Genomic DNA, 16,746 nt, shown 5'->3' with positions numbered 1-16,746 from the left:
GAGTTCAGAGTGAAAGCGGCGGTTCGGCCGGTTTCAGGAAATGCTCGACCCTTGCGGCCCCCACAGCCTCGACAGTTGCCGGCGACCATTGCGGATTGCGGTCCTTGTCGATGATGGCGGCGCGGATGCCCTCGAAGAAATCGGGATTATCCAGCATCTGCAGACAGGCACCGAGTTCACGGCCGAGGCATTCGGCAAGCGAGGCGCTGCGGCGGCCGGCCCTCAGCAGCCGCAAAGCGAGCTTCAAGCTGGTCGGCGAACGCGTCAGCAGCACCCGGCGCGTCTCGGCGGCGAATTCGCCCTCCTCCGCGGCAAGCGCTGCCAGGATCTCCTCGACGCTGTCGAACCGAAATCCGCGATCGATCATCGCCGCGTTTTGCTTGAGCCGGCTTTCTCCCTGAGGCTCCGAAAACGCCTGCAGCGCGGCATCGACATCGCCGGATGAGCTGGCGCGCGGCAGGCCGGAGAGAGCGTCGACCACCTCGCCGAGCCGCGACGAGGCGATCTGAAGGTCAGCAAGGCGGGCGTGGATCGCATCGGCCGCACCAATATCGAGCCCTGTCAGGCCGAGCCATGTTCCGGCCTCGCCCGGCGCACGGGGCAGCAGCCAAGTGGCACCGACATCCGGGACATAGCCGATGCCGGTTTCGGGCATGGCCAGCCGCGTGCGCTCGGTGACGATGCGGTGGCGGCCGTGCGAGGACAGGCCGACGCCGCCGCCCATGGTGATGCCGTCCATCAGCGCGACATAGGGTTTGGGATAGGCGGCGATCAGATGGTTGAGGCGGAACTCCTCGCGCCAGAAGGTACCTGCAAGGCCATCGCCGGCGCGGGCGCTCTCATGCAGGGCGCGGATATCGCCGCCGGCACAGAAGCCGCGTTCGCCCTCTCCCGTCATCACGACGCATGCCACCTCGGGGTCACCGGCAAAATCATGAAGGGAAGCAGTGATCGCACCGATCATCGGCAGGGTCAGGCTGTTCAGCGCCCGCGGCCGGTTGAGGCGGATGACGCCCGCAGTCCCCCGCTGTTCAATGATGACTTCGCCTTGCATGGTTCACCTCATTGTTACGACCATGAATAGACGACGACGTAGCTTCGCTCCAGTCGATTCAAGTCCGGCCGGGAGATTGGTTCAGGCAGACAGCGAATTGCGGGCGGAGGCTTCGGCCTCGCACCGGACGGCGTAATCAATGGCAAGTTCCAGCGTCAGCGGCCGCGAGAAATGATAGCCCTGCGCCAGGCGAACGCCCATCGCCTTCAATCCCTCGGCGATCTCTTCGCTTTCGACGCCTTCGGCGACGGAGGCAATGCCAAGATTCTGGCAGAGATTGGCGACCGAGCGGGTGATGTTCATGCAACGGGCGTCGCGATCGAAATTCATCACGAAAGACTTGTCGATCTTCAGCTTGTCGAAGGCGAGACGATGAATATGGCTGAGGCTCGAATAGCCGGTGCCGAAATCGTCAAGCGCGATCGAGATGCCGGCAGCGCGCAGCATCGATATCACCTGGTCGGCGGCGTCGAAATCGGAGAGCAGCGCCGTCTCGGTAATCTCGAATTCGATGCGCCTGGGATCGATGCCGGAGCGGGTGATCATCGCAAGCAGCGCCATCGACGTTTCGTGGTCGCAGATATCGCGCGCCGAGAGATTGAAGGACAGCCTGAGATGCCGTGGAATGATCGCCAGCGCTTCGAGCGCCTTGGCGAAGAGGATGCGTGTCATGCGGCCGATGACCGCCGTGCGCTCGGCAGCGGGGATGAAGGCGTCCGGGCTGATACGGCCGAAGCGGGCGCTGTCCCAGCGGGCAAGAGCCTCGTAAGCGACGACGCGGCCGCTCTTCAATTCGACGATCGGCTGATAGTCGAGTTTCAATTCCTTGGCGAAATCGTTCGCCTGCAGTTCGAGTTCGATCAGGTGGCGCTGCGTCAGGATCTTCTCGTGCTCGGCCGAGAAGAATTCGACGCCGCTGCTGCGCTTGCTCTTGACCTGATAGAGGGCGAAATCCGCTTTCTCGTAGAGATCCTCGGCGGTATATGTGCCGATATCGGGATAGACGATGCCGCAGGAGCCGAAGACGCGGACCGAGCCATCGGGGATTTCGAAAGGGTCGCGGACGGCAGCACAGAGCGCCTGACCGAGATCGGCGATCGCCTGGCGTGTCATCGAGCAGGGGAAGATGATCCCGAACTCATCGCCGCCGAGACGGGAGACGATGCCCTCTTCGCCGACCAGCGCGACGAAGCGGCGGGCCGTCTCCTTGAGCACGAGGTCGCCAGCGGCATGGCCGAAGACGTCGTTGACGGGCTTGAAGCCATCGAGATCGAGAATGCCGAGGACTGGCGGCGAGGATGGATCTTTCTGCAGCCGTTTTTCCAGCGACAGAAAGAAGCTGCGGCGGTTGGCAAGGCCGGTCAGCTGGTCATGCAGGGCGTTGCGGCTATTGACGAGGTTCAGTTCCTCGGCCTCTGCCTGCTTCTGCTTCAGTTCCTCGGTCAATTGCACGAGACCGACGAAATTCTGGAAATAGCTGTTGATCACCCTGAGGAAGGGCAGGATCAGGAAGAGTCCGCTGACGGCGGTCGCCACGAAAACGGGATTGCCCGAGAACATGAAGGTCGCAATCATGGCCGAGAAGGTGATGACGGTGGTCAGCGCCGCCGCCATCGGCAGGTGCATCAGGCAAAAGATGCAGGAGATGCCCGTCACGACGAGGAAATAGGCGATCTGCCCCTGCTGGGAAGCATCGCCATATTGGTAAAGCGCGATCGCCCAGCCGCCGAAAGCAACGGCCAGGATGCCGGCCCCCGATATCGTCACCTTCATCAGCCTGTAGGCCCGCTCGGCTGTCACATCTTCCTTGCCCCGGATCTCCCACCAGCAGAGACGGAAGACGCAGACGACGCTCAAGACCACCGGAATGTAGAGCGAGAGCCAAAGGGGTGCGGATTTGAGGTGGGTGATCGCCACCGCAAGGGCGTTGATGATCAGCAGAACATAGAGAATGGGGATCTGCGACGACAAGGCCCGGAACTGCGCCGTCAGGAGCGTCGGATTGTCTTTTTGCAGCTGCAATGAGGCCAGAAAGTTCTTCATCTTCTCCTTTCCGTCGGCCAGAGCCAGCCAGAGAAAGCTTGATTTTTCCTTATTCACGTCACGGCATGTGGTCCCCGCAGGCGCGGGGATGGTAAACAGGCTTCTGCATCAGAACGAAGCGGCGGCCAGTGCCCGGTGGATACTGTGCAGGTCGTCGACGCTCTTGTTCGACAGGAACAGTTCCCAATCGAGCGAGCTCTGAACGATGGTTTCCAGCGAATCGTATCTGGGCTTCCAGTCGAGCACCTGCCGGGCGAGCGAAGCGTCTGCGACGACGCTTGCCGAATCGCCGGCGCGCCGCGGCGCCATGTGGATCTTGAAGGAATGCCCGTGCAGGCGGGTGACCATGTTCAGCACGTCGAGCACGGAATAGCCGCTGCCATAACCGCAATTGGCAACGAGCGAGCCCTTGTCCCTGCGCAGGTGCTGCAACGCTTTCAGATGCGCATCGGTGAGATCGCTGACATGGATGTAGTCGCGCACGCCGGTGCCGTCATGGGTGGGATAGTCGATGCCGTAGACATTGACGCTGTCACGCCTGCCGAGCGCTGCCTCGCAGGCGACCTTGATGAGGTGCGTGGCGCCTGAAGTCGACTGACCGGCGCGATGACGCGGGTCGGCGCCGGCGACGTTGAAGTAGCGCAGCGCGACATAGTTGAAATCATAGGCGGCGGCGGCATCGCGCAGCATGAACTCGGTCATCAGCTTCGACTGGCCGTAAGGATTTTCCGGATTGAGACGGGCCGTCTCCTTCACCGGCAGATCGGTCTTTTGCTGGCCGTAAACGGCCGCCGTCGAAGAGAAGACGAAGTTGCGGATACCGGCCTTGACCGAAGCGCTCAGCAGCGCCCGGGTCTTGCCGGAATTGTTGTCGTAGTAGGAGAGCGGATCGGCGACCGAGACCGGGACGACGGCGGAGCCGGCGAAATGGATGATCGCCTCGATGTCGTTTTCGATGAAGACTTTTTTCAATATGTCGGGATCGGCAATGTCGCCGAGATAGAAACGCGCCGCCGGCGCCACGGCCCAGCGAAAGCCCGTGGAGAGGCGGTCGAGCACGACCACGTCCTCGCCCGCATCGAGCAGCGCCCAAACCATGTGACTGCCGATATATCCGGCCCCGCCCGTCACCAAAACCGCCATGTCCCGCGTCCCTGCTTTCGTTTTTACAAGCAGGGGCATCAGGCGCCGGTTTTTCTTTCCAATTTTCTTATCGAACGGCCATTGGAAGGCCCTTGGACGGGTATGTTTGGAGTCGTGGTTAGAGGCCGATTTCGGGCTTTGCTAGAGTTTTATCGATCCGGCGATTCCGGCACAAAATCGCGGCATTCGCGGCTGATGGCTGCCCCTCACCCTAACCCTCTCCCCGTTCTGACGGGGAGAGGGGACGTGCCCTGCGCGACGTCAATGGGGACCGAGATGTCGCCGCATACCCCTTCGCCCCGCGAGCGGGGAGAAGGTGCCGGCAGGCGGATGAGGGGCAGACCTCGGCGATCTCCTACGGAAATAGCCATGACATCTTCTCCTTTTCGCTGCAGGCGGACACTTCTCAGAGCTTGAGGATATAATCGCAGAGACGCTCGGCCGCGGTCGCCACCTGCGCGGGGTCGCGCAGGAAACAGGCGCGCAGGAAGAGTTCGCCGCCTCGGCCGAAAGCGGTGCCGGGGGCAAGGCCGACGCCAGTCTTGTCGACGATATCGAGCGCTGCGCTGCGGCTATCGGCGACGCCGTCGATCTTCAGGAAGGCGTAGATCGCACCATCCGGCTTCAAAGTCTCGACCCGGTTGGTGGCGATTAGCGCATCGCAGAGAATATCGCGGGAGCGAGCCGCCTTGGCGATATTGGCAGCGACGAAATCGTCACCTTGATCAAGGGCGGCGACGGCGCCCTTCTGCATGAACTGTGCCACACCCGATGTCGAATACTGGATGAGGTTTTCGAGCACCTGGCCCATCTCAGGGGGTGCTGCGATCCAGCCGACGCGCCAGCCGGTCATCGACCAGTTCTTCGAGAAGGAATTGACGAAGATGACCTTGTCGCCCTCTTCCATCACATCGAGGAAAGAGGGGGCTCGGCCGCCGGCAAAATAGTAGCGGGCGTAGATTTCATCCGCCATGATCCAGAGGTCGTGTCTGCGGGCAAGCGCCAGGATATCGCCAAGATCCTGCTTCGTTGCCGTCCAGCCCGTCGGGTTCGACGGCGTGTTGATGAAGATACCCTTGGTCTTCGGGGTGATCGCGGTTTCGATGCGGTTCAGATCGACCGCCCATTTACCGGCTTCGAACTGCAGCTCGACACCGAGCGAGCGCGCACCGGATATTTCGAGAGCCGCGGCGATATTCGGCCAGGAAGGCGAGAGGTAAACCAATTCGTCGCCCGGCGAGGTCAGCGCCTGCACGGCGATCTGGATCGCCTGCATGCCGGAGCCGGTGACGTAGAAATGTTCGACCGGAAGCCGGATTCCGAAATGTCTGCTGTAATAATCGGAAAGCGCCTGGCGAAGCTCCGGAATACCGCGCTGCCAGGTGTAGAAGGTCTCGCCTGATGCAAGCGCCTCCATCGCCGCCCGGCTGATGAAATCGGGCGTCGGCAGATCGCCCTCGCCCACCCAGAGCGGCAGCAGACCCTCGCGGCCACGGGCATAATTGACGACTTCGACGATCCCGCTTTCGGGCGCCGCCAAGGCGCGCGGGCTGAGGCTGCTGACGATCGACATGCATATCTCCGGTTTCCGCCTTCATAGCGGATTTGCGCCGGCAAATCTCATGACATCCGGTGATGGCTTATCGATTTTCGTGATGATTGAGCCCGGGCGGAGCGGACGGGATCAAGCCGTCGGGCGCTTGGCGAGAAGATCGCGGATTTCCGTCAGCAGCTGAACGTCTGCCGGCGGTGGTGGCATCTCTTCCGGTGCGGCCTTTTCCTGGCGCTCGACCTGCGCACGCATGGTGTTCACGCCCTTGACCATCAGGAAGATGATCCAGGCGAGAATGAGGAAGTTGATGAGCACGGTGAGGAAACTGCCATAGGCAAAGACCGCTCCCTGAGCGCGGGCGGCGGCAAGCGTCGGTGCGTTGACGGCCGACGAGAGCGGGAGGAAGTAATTCGAAAAATCGAAGCCGCCGAAAATGGCGCCGACGATCGGCATGATGAGGTCATCCACCAGAGATTTGACGATGCCACCGAAGGCGCCGCCGATGATGACACCGACTGCAAGATCCATGACATTGCCGCGGGCGATAAAGGCCTTGAACTCATTGAGCATCGGATCCGACTCCCTCTGATACAATTGTTTTTATTAGCTACATCTTCATTGCAATTAATCAATCGGCAATCGTAATTATTTGGGCATACCCCCGTGCGGTCTTTGACTTAAGGCCTAGACCGGCGGGAATTCTCAAAGTGCTTGAAATAACTTAAGCTGAGCAACGTTGCGGGAGGTCCCGGCGGGTTTTCCGCCGGCGGAGGGTCAATGCTTCCAGGCTGGGTCATATTCGCGTCTGCCTTCGGCTATCTGCTCCTGCTTTTCGCCGTGGCAAGCTATGGCGACCGCAAGAACCGCGGCCAGGGCATGCTCGACCGCGGCCCGGGCACGCGGCAACGCGGCCCGGGCAGGCTGGAAGGCGGATGGCCGGTGGTCTATGCGCTGAGCCTTGCGATCTACTGCACTTCCTGGACTTATTTCGGCAGCGTCGGGCTTGCGGCGCAGCGGGGCCTGGAATTTGCCGGCATCTATATCGGCCCGATCCTGGTCTTCACGCTCGGCATGCCGCTGCTTCGCCGTATCATCGAGCTTGCCAAGGCGGAGAAGCTCACATCGGTTGCCGACTTCGTCGCCGCCCGCTACGGCAAGAACTCGACGGTCGCAACGATCGTCGCATTGATCTCGCTGATCGGCGCCATTCCTTATATTGCGCTGCAGCTCAAGGCGATCTCCAGCACCGTCAGCGCCATGGTCAATCCTTCCGATTACGGCATCGGCAGCGGCAATCTCTATTTCCTCGACCTGCCGCTCGTCGCAACGCTGGTGCTTGCCTGCTTCGCCATCATGTTCGGCACGCGGCATACCGATGCGACGGAGCATCAGGACGGCCTCATCCTCGCCGTTTCGATGGAATCGGTCGTCAAGCTCGTCGCCTTCCTGACGGGCGGCGTCTGCGTCATCTGGTTTCTCTTCGATGGCCCGACCGACCTCTGGCGCAAGACGGTCGACAATGAGCTGGTCATGTCGGCGCTCAGCTACCATACGCCGATCAGCCGCTGGATCACCCTGATCCTATTGTCGGCCTTTGCGATCATCCTGCTGCCGCGGCAATTCCACGTGACGGTTGTCGAAAACCGAACTCCGAAACAGCTGAAACTCGCGGGCTTCCTGTTTCCTACCTATCTCATATCAATCAATCTCTTTGTGCTGCCGGTGGCGATCGGCGGGCTGCTGACCTTCGGCGGCAGCGGCAATGCCGATTTCTACATGCTGTCGCTGCCGCTTGCCGGCCAGATGCCTCTGATTTCACTGATCATCTTCATCGGCGGTTTCTCCGCGGCAACGGCGATGGTCATCGTCGATTCCGTCGCGCTGTCGATCATGGTGTCGAACGACATTATCATGCCGATCTTCCTCAGGCGCAAACTCGCCGGCCGCGCCAGCCAGCGCGACAATTTCGCCAAGACACTGCTCAACATCCGCCGCAGCGCCATTTTCGCTGTGTTGCTGTTCGGCTACGCCTATTACCGTTCGACCGACAGTACTGCCGGCCTTGCCTCGATCGGCCTTCTTTCCTTTGCCGCGATCGCGCAAATCGCCCCAGCCCTGTTCGGAGGGCTGGTCTGGCGGCGGGCGAACGCGCGCGGCGCGATCCTCGGGCTGACCTCGGGTTTCGTCATCTGGATCTACCTGCTGTTCCTGCCCTCGCTGGGCGGCCCCGATTATTCCTATGTGGCGAGCGCCGTGCTCGGCTTCATCTTCCCCGGCACGACATTGTTCACCGCAGCCGACGCCGATCCGCTGGTCAATGCGACAGCGATGAGCCTGCTCGTCAACACCGCCTTCTTTATTGTCGGCTCGCTCACCCGCAACGCCAGGCCGCTGGAGCGCATCCAGGCCGGCATCTTCGTCAAGCGGCATTCGCGCTCGCAATTTGCCACGCGCGGCTGGAAGACCCGCATCAGCGTCGGCGATCTCAAGGCGGCGATCTCGCGCTATCTCGGCGAAGAGCGCATGCAGCGCTCATTGACGACCTACGAACAGAGCTCCGGCCGCAAGCTGGAGGACGAGCAACCGGCAGACATGGCGCTCATCCATTTCAGCGAACAGCTGCTCGGCAGCGCCATCGGCTCGTCCTCAGCCCGGCTGGTGCTGTCGTTGATCCTGCAGAAGATCGAGGATGCCTCTTCCGACACCGCCTGGCTGCTCGACCAGGCGAGCGAGGCACTGCAATATAATCAGGACATGCTGCAGACGGCACTTTCGCAGATGGACCAGGGCATTGCGGTCTTCGACAGTTCCAACCGGCTGACGATCTGGAACCGGCGCTTCCGGCAATTGCTGGATCTGCCGGAAAGTGCCGGCCAGGTCGGTTTTCCCCTGTCCGATATCGTCACTACGCTCAGCCAGCGCGGCGACATCGCGCCCGGCGATCTCAGCCAGACGGTGCGACATTTCCTGACGCTCGACAAACCCTTTTCGCTGGTGCTCGGCGGCGGCGAGCGGATCATCGAGGTGCGTTCCAATGCCATGCCCGACAAGGGCATCGTCGCCACCTTCACCGACATCACCCAGCGCGTGAGTGCCGACCAGGCACTGAAACAGGCGAATGAGACTCTGGAGCAGCGCGTTGCCGAACGTACGGCCGAGCTTACCCGCGTCAACCACGAACTCGGCGAGGCACGCGCCGCTGCCGACGAGGCGAATATCGGCAAGACACGCTTTTTTGCCGCCGCCGGCCACGATATCCTGCAGCCGCTCAATGCAGCCAGGCTCTATTCCTCGGCGCTGGTCGAGCGCATGGCGCAATCCGACAACAGCCTGATCGTGCGCAACATCGATTCCGCGCTGGAATCGGTCGAGACCATTCTCGGCGCGGTGCTCGATATCTCCAGGCTCGATACCGGCGCCATGCGACCGCGGCTTGCCTCCGTCGCGCTCTCCGACCTGCTGAAGCGTATCGAGACCGATTTCGCGCCGATCGCCCGCGAAAAGCAGCTGAAGCTGGTGGTAATGCCGACGTCGCTCAGGGTCCGCTCCGACCCCAACCTGCTGCGCCGGCTGGTGCAGAACCTCGTCTCCAACGCTATCAAATACACGATCAGCGGCAAGGTGCTGGTCGGCGCGCGGCGGCGCGGCAACCAGGTGATCATCCAGGTGATCGATTCAGGCATCGGCATTCCGCCATCGAAATTCCGCACCGTGTTCAAGGAATTCGCGCGGCTGGACGAGGGCGCGAAAACCGCCTCCGGCCTCGGGCTCGGCCTTTCGATCGTCGACCGCATCGCCCGCGTGCTCAACCATCCGGTCGAGCTGCACTCGACGCATGGCAGAGGCACGGAATTCCGAATCGCCATGCCGCTCGACGTCTCGCGCCCAGCCGAGACGCTAGCGGCAGTCACGCCCGCCGACCGTCCGGGGCAATCGCTGAGCGGGCTGAAAATCCTCTGCATCGACAACGAGCCGAAGATCCTCGAGGGCATGCGGCTGTTGATCAGCGGCTGGGGCTGCGAGGTGACGGCGCTGGATTGTCTCGCCGACGTGATATCAAGCGACGGTCGGGACGGACCGCCAGATATCGTCATCGCCGATTATCACCTCGGCGACGGCACCGGCATCGCCGCTATCCTGCATCTGCGCCGGCAATTCGGCGCCGATATTCCCGCTTTGCTGATCACGGCCGACCGCACGCCGGAGGTGCGCAGCGAGGCCGAGCGATACGGCATTGCCGTTCAGCACAAACCGGTGCGGCCGGCGGCACTGCGCGCCTATATCACTCAGATTTCCGGCCTCAAGCGCGCAGCAGCGGAGTAAGAGATCCGCTCAGTCCGTCCCGCCCATGACACGGGCGACCAGATCGCGCACGCGCGCTGCATCCGGCACGTCAGCGAACAGGATGCGGTACATGATCGGCGCCACGACCTGGTCCATGACGCGATCGACATCCGGAAAGACCTCGCCGCGGGCCTTTGCCCTCTCGGCGATGACGCCGATCTGCTGGCGGGTAAATTCAGCGCATTTGCAGGCATTTGCGCCCGCCTGCGCCGCCAGCACGTCGCGGATCATCTCGCGGCCCGGGCCGGAGGACATTTCCTCGGCATATTGCTCGGCCCAGGCTTCGAGATCGGCCTTGCCATTGCCGGCATCGACCGGCTGCATGTCCGGGCGCAGCCGATCGACGGCGACATCGGCGAAAAGCTCCTGCAGGTCGCCCCAGCGGCGATAGATGGTCGATGGCGTCACCCCCGCCTTGCCGGCGATCAGGGGGATCGTCACCTCGGCGCGGCTCATCTCGGTCATCAGCTCACGAACCGCCTTGTGCACCGATGCCTGAACCCGGGCGCTTCTGCCGCCCGGACGGAGATTCTCTTTCACTGTCATGCGGGCAACCCGACTTTCTCTCCTTGACGCCGATGGTTCAAAATCTTTGACAGACCTATTAATGCAAAGAATTTGCTTTTACGAGATGGCTGCTCTACATAGGCTAACGCAACGACTTAGCTTTAAGGAGCTTATATATGTTCGTCGCAGCCAAATCCACCGAGAATTCGCCGCGCCCTTCGATCGGCTTTCATGCGCTGACGCTTGCCACCTTCTTCGGCGCCTCCGCGGCGCCGACGCCGCTCTACCGGATCTATCAGGAAAACTTCTCCGTCTCGCCGGTGCTGATCACGGTGATTTTCGCGGTCTACGCCTTCGCGCTGCTGGCGGCGTTGCTGACCGCCGGTTCGATCTCCGACCATCTCGGCCGCAAGCCGGTGATCTTCTTCGCCCTTGTGCTCGAAATCGCCGCCATGGCGCTCTTCGTCGTCGCAAGCGGTCCCGGCTGGCTGATCGCAGCACGGATCGTGCAGGGGCTGGCAACGGGAATTGCTGGTGCCTCGCTCGGGGCGGCGCTCGTCGATGTCGACCGGGCAAAGGGACAGATCGTCAACTCGATCGCACCGCTTTCCGGCATGGCGGTGGGTGCGGTCGGCACCAGTGCCTTGATCCAATACGGCCCCTTCCCGATGCATCTGATCTATGCGCTGTTGCTTGTTGCCTTCACGCTGCAGGCAGCGGTCATCTGGCTGACGCACGAGACCGGCGGCACGCGGCCGGGCGCGCTCGGCTCGCTGATACCGCGGGTCACCATTCCCCAGCAGGTGAAGCGACCGCTCTCGCTGGTGACACCGATCAACATTGCCAACTGGACGCTTGCCGGCTTCTATCTCTCGCTGGTCCCGTCCCTGGTCGCCAGCACGACCGGTAGCCGCGCGCCGCTGACGGGCGGGGCCGTCGTCACCGCACTGATGGTGAGCGGAGCGATCGCCGTCTATCTCAGGCGCAGCAAGACGGCCTCGGCCAATCTCGGTTTCGGCGTGTCGGCCAAGACGCTCGGTATCCTGACGGTCGTTGCCGGCGTGCATCTCGCCAATGTGCCGCTGCTGCTGATCGGCACGATTTTCACCGGCGCCGGTTTCGGCACCAATTTCCTCGGTTCGATCGGCACCATCATGCCGCTCGCCAAACCGGACGAGCGGGCCGGGCTGCTGTCGGCCTTCTACGTCCAGAGCTACCTCGCCTTCAGCCTGCCGGCGATCCTGGCCGGGCTCCTGGCGAAATCGGCCGGTTACGCACTGACGACGGACATCTATGCGACGGCGATCCTGCTTTTGATGGGCGTCGGACTGATGAGCATTCGCGCCGACCGGCGGAAGATTGCGGGGAGTGCTGCCTGACAGTCTTCACGGCTTAAGGTCGAGCTGCGCCCGGCCGCTGCCATCCATGGCGAACGGCACCGAGGCGTGCTGATGGGCAACCAGCCAGCGGCCATCCTGCTTGACGAGGCCGAGGGTCTGGCGGAACCAGAGATCGACGGCAGTGCCGTCGGTTTTGGTCCCTGTCATGCGCATGAGGCCGCTCCAGAAAGCAACATCTTCGCCAACCGTCAGCCTGGCATCGCGTACATCGCCGCCGATCGGGCCTTCCCAGGTATCGAACCAGGCCTGCAGGCCCGCCTCGTCCTTGCCGTAGTAGACGAGCGGCGGCGCCAGCGAAAACTCGACCTCATCCTCGGTCTCATAGGAAAGCGCGTCCTTGGCGTTTTTTTCGCCCAGCGCCTTGGCGCGCATCATCAGCATGGCGATGATCGCCTCTTCTTCGATCCTGGCGTTCGCTTCGTCTTTCACGATCGTTCTCCTTCTCCATTATGGACAGAGGACGAAGGGGAGGACGACGTTCCGACATCAGCGATAGAACCGCTGCGCACTTTGGGATCTGCGTCAGAGATAACTCGTCACTGCCGGTTCGTTCCACCAGGCATCGTGCCTGCCGTCGGCATAACGGATAGGCAGTGCTGCCAGTTCCTCGGGGCTGATATCATCGAGGCAGGCGATGTTGATCGAGACATAGGCGCCGCCGATCGCTTCGACATAACCGTCGCCATAGGCCGGCACACCGCAGGTGCGGCAGAAGCGGTGATGACCGCTCCTCGTGTTGAACTGGTAGTCGGACGTTTCCGCCTGGTCGCACATCAGCCGGAAATCCTCCGGCTTGACGTTGGCGCCCCAGTAGCGGCGCTTGGCGCAGATCGAACAATTGCAGCGGCCGGTGCCCTCCTCGAGGTCCATGTCCACCTCGTAGTGCACATTGCCGCAATGGCAGCTTCCCTTGTAGGTTTTCTTCACGGCGCTCTCCTCCTTCGGCGTTGCCTTCAGTTTCCGCATATGACAATATGTTGTCATTATGGATGAGATACAGAATCGACAACATGTTGTCAAACAAAAACGACCGGAGCGAACGATGGAGGGGGACGCTTTTTCCGCTTTCGCGATCACCGCCCTTCGCCTCGCCGGCCATCTGACGGCCGCCGGCGACCGGCTGGCAAAGCCGGCAGGACAGACGAGCGCGCGCTGGCAGGTGCTGGCCGCGGCACGACGCGGCGACATGTCGGTAGCGCAGATCGCCCGCGCCCTCGGCCTCGCCCGCCAGGGCGTGCAGCGGCTCGCCGACGTGCTGGAGAGCGAAGGGCTGATCGCCTATGCCGACAACCCGCAGCACCAGCGCGCCAAGCTGGTGCGGCTGACCGCAGAAGGGGCGGCGCGGCTCGGCATCATCGAGATCGCGCAAGCCGGATGGGCCGACGAGTTCGGCACGGCGTTTACGTCAGCCGAGCTCGATGCGGCGCGAGCGGTGATGGCGCGGGTCATGGAGATGCTGGAGGGTGACGGGACGGCAGGCGGTTGACCGACTTGTTGTCGTTAGCGACGCACTCGGCTTGGCGATGCGAAAGATTCTCTAAGGTCATGCCGTGTGAGCCCCCTCTGCCCTGCCGGGCATCCCACAGGTGGGGAGATTGGCTGGGCGCACCGGCTTCCCCAAACAATCGTGTCCAGCACGACGAAACGATAGATGGATACGAAGTTCAAGCCACTTGTGATCTCCCCACCTGTGGGGGAGATGCCCGGCAGGGCAGAGGGGGCTTACACGGCACGACCTATATTCCAAGGCGATGCTAACAACTCCGCCAATCGGGCACAACATCAGCCAACCGGATACAAAAAAAGGCCGGGTGAACCCGACCTTCCCTGCTATCTCAACGAACCGTGCCAGTACATCCGGGGTCACGATCCGGAGATGATATTTAGAGCCTTGAAGGCTCATGCCGCCTGGAGGCGGTCTGCCGACATCTTGCCGGACTTGTTGTCGCGGACGAGCTCGTAAGACAGCTTCTGGCCATCCTTGAGATCGCGCATGCCAGCGCGTTCAACGGCGGAGATGTGGACGAAAACGTCGGCTGCGCCGTCATCCGGCTGAATGAAGCCGAAGCCCTTGGTTGCGTTGAACCACTTTACGGTACCTGTGCTCATGACGATATCCTTTTCGAATCGTTCATTAAAGATTGCAGCTCGGATAAATGCCAAGCGGCGATGAAAACCGATTTTGGAGGAAGTTCGCCAGGAACGACGCGAGGCCGTTTCAAAGTTCATCTAGCAAGATCGATGCGCGCACATGTAATCGGAAATTGTGTCGGTGACAAGGCCGCAGCGAGGGAAAGGCGAATTCAGCTGGCGAGGTGAAGTCGAATAATTCTTGAATGTCGTGCCGTGGCCGCCCCCCGGGCCCGGCAGGGCAGAGGGGGGCGTTGCGGCACGATACAGAGACCTAAGCCGCCTTCCCCACCTTCGCATAGGGGTCGAACCGGCCGTAGAACGTCTCGCCCTTGGCGGCCATGTCCTTCAGCAGCGGCGTCGGCTTGAAGTGACTTCCGTAAGCAGCAGCTAACTTTTCCGCCAATTCCACGAAAGCCTTTGCGCCCATCCCATCGATATAGCTCAGCGCTCCGCCGGTATAGGGTGCGAAGCCGAAGCCCAGGATCGAACCGACATCCGCTTCGCGCGGATCGGTGACGATGCCTTCCTCGACCGTGCGGGCGGCTTCGAGTGCGATGGTGACGAGGAAGCGTTGCTTCAGGACGTTGACGTCGACCTCATCCGCCTGCGGGTAGAAGGTCTTGAGGTCGGGCCAGAGGGACTTCTTCGCCGGTTTCGGCGGATAGTCGTAGAAGCCCTTGGAATTCTTGCGGCCGAAGCGGCCTTCCTTTTCCACCATGCGGGAGATGAGTTCCATATGCCTGGGGTCGATGGCCTTTTCGCCGAGATCGGCAACCGTCGCCTTGAGGATCTTCAGCGAGAGGTCGATGGCGACCTCGTCGTTGAGCGCCAAGGGACCGACCGGCATGCCGGCCATCTTGGCTGCATTCTCGATCATGGCAGGCGGCACACCCTCGATCAGCATGTCGTAGCTTTCCGACATGTAGCGCAGCACGCAACGATTGACGAAGAAGCCGCGGGTGTCGTTGACGACGATCGGCGTCTTCTTGATGGCTGCGACATAATCAAGAGCGATGGCCAGCGCCCTGTCGCCGGTGTCGCTTCCGAGGATGACCTCGGTCAGCATCATCTTCTCGACAGGCGAGAAGAAGTGGATGCCGATGAAATCGGCCGGGCGTTTCGAATTCTTGGCGAGACCTGATATCGGCAAGGTCGAGGTATTGGATGCGAAGATCGCGCCTTCCGGCAACACCGCTTCGACCGCCTCGATGACCGCTTTCTTCACCTCGCGATCCTCAAACACTGCCTCGATGACGAGATCGGCATTGGCGAGGTCGGCATAGTCTGCCGAGGGCGTGATGCGGGAGAGCAGTGCAGCCGCCTCGTCCTGGGTAAGGCGTCCCTTACCGATAGAATCCTTGACCAGGCCTTCCGAGACGCTCTTGCCCTTGGTCGCCGCTTCGATATCGCGGTCGATCAGCGTCACCGGAATGCCGGCGGCGGCGGTGACATAAGCGATCGAGGCGCCCATGAAGCCGGCGCCGACGACGCCGACATGTTTCAGCTCGGTCTTCGCGTGACCTACCGGGCGGCGGGCGCCCTTGCCGAGCTCCTGCATGGAGATGAACAGCGAACGGATCATCGAGAAGGCTTCGCGGGTCTGCAGCACCTCGGTGAAGTAACGCTGCTCGATCTTCAGGCCGGTGTCGAACGGCACCTGCAGGCCTTCGTAGACGCATTTCAGGATGGCAAGCGCTGCAGGATAATTGCCGGATGTTTCCCGGCGCAGGATCGCCGGAGCTGCCGGCCAGAGCTGGGCGGAAGCCGGCGTCCAGATGCCGCCGCCCGGCGCCTTAAAGCCCTTCTCGTCCCATGGAGCGATCGGCTTCAGGCCATCCTTGATCATCTGCTTGGCAGCAGGGATCAGCTGATCCGGCTCGACCACCTGATGCACGAGGTTCATCGCCTTGGCGCGGGAGCCGGTCAGCGACTGACCGGTGGTCATCATCTGCAGCGCATCCTGGGCGTTCGCCAGCCGCGGCACACGCTGCGTGCCGCCGGCGCCGGGGAAGATACCGACCTTCACTTCGGGCAGCGCGATCTTGACGCTCTTGGCATTGGAGGCGACGCGGCCGTGGCAGGCGAGCGACAATTCGAAAGCGCCGCCCATGCAGGTGCCGTTGATGGCGGAAACCCAGGGCTTGCCCGAGGTTTCGAGCTTGCGGAACAGGCCGCTCATACGACCGACCAGACCGAAAAGGGTCTGCACGGCCGTTTGCGGGCTCTTTTCCTTCTCCTCCTGATAGGAGCTGAACATCGACTTGATCATCGACAGATCGGCGCCGCCGGAGAAGGAGGATTTGCCCGAGGTGACGACGACACCCTTGATGGCGGCATCGGCGGTCGTGGCGTCGATGATGGCGTCGAGTTCGGCCATCACCTCGGCGGTGAAGACGTTCATCGATTTCCCGGGCATGTCCCAGGTGACGAGAGCGATGCCGTCGGCATCGGTTTCGAGCGTGAAATTCGTGTAAGTGCTCATCTTGGGAATTCCTCTCCCTGAATTCTCTGGCGGTGAAGCCCTCCCCCTTGTGGGGAGGGGGTTTCCTTGGCGAGAAGACCCCTCCCCT

At 62.0% G+C, this 16,746-nt stretch carries 13 protein-coding genes; 3 read left to right on the top strand and 10 right to left on the bottom strand.

Annotated features, from left to right (window positions below):
- Positions 1-4: 4 nt before the first annotated feature.
- The 5 genes from N2600_RS01245 to mscL form a co-directional block, all read right to left on the bottom strand.
- Positions 5-1,054, bottom strand: a complete 1,050-nt coding sequence (locus N2600_RS01245; protein WP_260110031.1) for an enoyl-CoA hydratase/isomerase family protein — start codon at positions 1,052-1,054, stop codon at positions 5-7.
- 81 nt (positions 1,055-1,135) lie between these two features.
- Positions 1,136-3,097, bottom strand: a complete 1,962-nt coding sequence (locus N2600_RS01240) for a putative bifunctional diguanylate cyclase/phosphodiesterase (RefSeq protein WP_260297746.1) — start codon at positions 3,095-3,097, stop codon at positions 1,136-1,138.
- 108 nt (positions 3,098-3,205) lie between these two features.
- A complete protein-coding gene (gene galE / locus N2600_RS01235; protein WP_260297745.1) occupies positions 3,206-4,240 on the bottom strand; it encodes a UDP-glucose 4-epimerase GalE in 1,035 nt (344 codons plus the stop codon).
- 406 nt (positions 4,241-4,646) lie between these two features.
- A complete protein-coding gene (locus N2600_RS01230) occupies positions 4,647-5,813 on the bottom strand; it encodes a pyridoxal phosphate-dependent aminotransferase (RefSeq protein ID WP_260297744.1) in 1,167 nt (388 codons plus the stop codon).
- Positions 5,814-5,924: 111 nt separating this feature from the next.
- Positions 5,925-6,362, bottom strand: a complete 438-nt coding sequence (gene mscL / locus N2600_RS01225; RefSeq protein WP_162119234.1) for a large conductance mechanosensitive channel protein MscL — start codon at positions 6,360-6,362, stop codon at positions 5,925-5,927.
- A 207-nt stretch (positions 6,363-6,569) separates the two neighbouring features.
- On the opposite strand from mscL, the gene N2600_RS01220 reads away from it, so the two are divergent.
- A complete protein-coding gene (locus tag N2600_RS01220; RefSeq protein ID WP_260297743.1) occupies positions 6,570-10,115 on the top strand; it encodes a PAS domain-containing hybrid sensor histidine kinase/response regulator in 3,546 nt (1,181 codons plus the stop codon).
- A gap of 9 nt (positions 10,116-10,124) precedes the next feature.
- Here the strand turns inward: N2600_RS01220 and N2600_RS01215 are convergent, their stop codons facing one another.
- Positions 10,125-10,682: a TetR/AcrR family transcriptional regulator gene (locus N2600_RS01215; protein ID WP_260297742.1), complete on the bottom strand. Its 558-nt coding sequence runs from the start codon at positions 10,680-10,682 to the stop codon at positions 10,125-10,127.
- A 137-nt stretch (positions 10,683-10,819) separates the two neighbouring features.
- Here N2600_RS01215 and N2600_RS01210 point away from each other — a divergent pair, with 137 nt between their 5' ends.
- Positions 10,820-12,022 carry an MFS transporter gene (locus N2600_RS01210; protein WP_260297741.1) on the top strand — a complete coding sequence of 401 codons (1,203 nt, stop codon included), beginning with the start codon at positions 10,820-10,822 and terminating at the stop codon, positions 12,020-12,022.
- A 6-nt stretch (positions 12,023-12,028) separates the two neighbouring features.
- Here the strand turns inward: N2600_RS01210 and N2600_RS01205 are convergent, their stop codons facing one another.
- Positions 12,029-12,472 carry a YybH family protein gene (locus N2600_RS01205; RefSeq protein WP_260297740.1) on the bottom strand — a complete coding sequence of 148 codons (444 nt, stop codon included), beginning with the start codon at positions 12,470-12,472 and terminating at the stop codon, positions 12,029-12,031.
- A gap of 93 nt (positions 12,473-12,565) precedes the next feature.
- The gene (locus N2600_RS01200) at positions 12,566-12,970 is read right to left on the bottom strand and encodes a GFA family protein (protein ID WP_260297739.1); all 405 of its coding nucleotides are present in this window, start codon (positions 12,968-12,970) and stop codon (positions 12,566-12,568) included.
- Positions 12,971-13,028: 58 nt separating this feature from the next.
- Here N2600_RS01200 and N2600_RS01195 point away from each other — a divergent pair, with 58 nt between their 5' ends.
- Positions 13,029-13,529 carry a MarR family winged helix-turn-helix transcriptional regulator gene (locus tag N2600_RS01195; RefSeq protein WP_260297738.1) on the top strand — a complete coding sequence of 167 codons (501 nt, stop codon included), beginning with the start codon at positions 13,029-13,031 and terminating at the stop codon, positions 13,527-13,529.
- A 413-nt stretch (positions 13,530-13,942) separates the two neighbouring features.
- On the opposite strand, the gene N2600_RS01190 is transcribed toward N2600_RS01195, so the two are convergent.
- Positions 13,943-14,152: a cold-shock protein gene (locus N2600_RS01190; RefSeq protein ID WP_003545273.1), complete on the bottom strand. Its 210-nt coding sequence runs from the start codon at positions 14,150-14,152 to the stop codon at positions 13,943-13,945.
- Positions 14,153-14,447: 295 nt separating this feature from the next.
- Positions 14,448-16,658, bottom strand: coding sequence for a 3-hydroxyacyl-CoA dehydrogenase NAD-binding domain-containing protein (locus N2600_RS01185; RefSeq protein WP_260297737.1), 2,211 nt, complete (start codon positions 16,656-16,658; stop codon positions 14,448-14,450).
- Positions 16,659-16,746: the final 88 nt, after the last annotated feature.

Source organism: Rhizobium sp. WSM1274, from assembly GCF_025200775.1.
Classification (GTDB): domain Bacteria; phylum Pseudomonadota; class Alphaproteobacteria; order Rhizobiales; family Rhizobiaceae; genus Rhizobium; species Rhizobium leguminosarum_I.
The sequence above is the reverse complement of the archived record's forward strand: the minus strand, read 5'-3'. Positions and strand labels throughout refer to the sequence as shown.

Bases quoted from the DNA above. Each gene is read 5' to 3' on its own strand.
- N2600_RS01245 (WP_260110031.1), bottom strand. From the start codon at position 1,054: ATGCAAGGCGAAGTCATCATTGAACAGCGGGGGACTGCGGGCGTCATC.
- N2600_RS01240 (WP_260297746.1), bottom strand. From the start codon at position 3,097: ATGAAGAACTTTCTGGCCTCATTGCAGCTGCAAAAAGACAATCCGACG.
- galE (WP_260297745.1), bottom strand. From the start codon at position 4,240: ATGGCGGTTTTGGTGACGGGCGGGGCCGGATATATCGGCAGTCACATG.
- N2600_RS01230 (WP_260297744.1), bottom strand. From the start codon at position 5,813: ATGTCGATCGTCAGCAGCCTCAGCCCGCGCGCCTTGGCGGCGCCCGAA.
- mscL (WP_162119234.1), bottom strand. From the start codon at position 6,362: ATGCTCAATGAGTTCAAGGCCTTTATCGCCCGCGGCAATGTCATGGAT.
- N2600_RS01220 (WP_260297743.1), top strand. From the start codon at position 6,570: ATGCTTCCAGGCTGGGTCATATTCGCGTCTGCCTTCGGCTATCTGCTC.
- N2600_RS01215 (WP_260297742.1), bottom strand. From the start codon at position 10,682: ATGACAGTGAAAGAGAATCTCCGTCCGGGCGGCAGAAGCGCCCGGGTT.
- N2600_RS01210 (WP_260297741.1), top strand. From the start codon at position 10,820: ATGTTCGTCGCAGCCAAATCCACCGAGAATTCGCCGCGCCCTTCGATC.
- N2600_RS01195 (WP_260297738.1), top strand. From the start codon at position 13,029: ATGGATGAGATACAGAATCGACAACATGTTGTCAAACAAAAACGACCG.
- N2600_RS01190 (WP_003545273.1), bottom strand. From the start codon at position 14,152: ATGAGCACAGGTACCGTAAAGTGGTTCAACGCAACCAAGGGCTTCGGC.
- N2600_RS01185 (WP_260297737.1), bottom strand. From the start codon at position 16,658: ATGAGCACTTACACGAATTTCACGCTCGAAACCGATGCCGACGGCATC.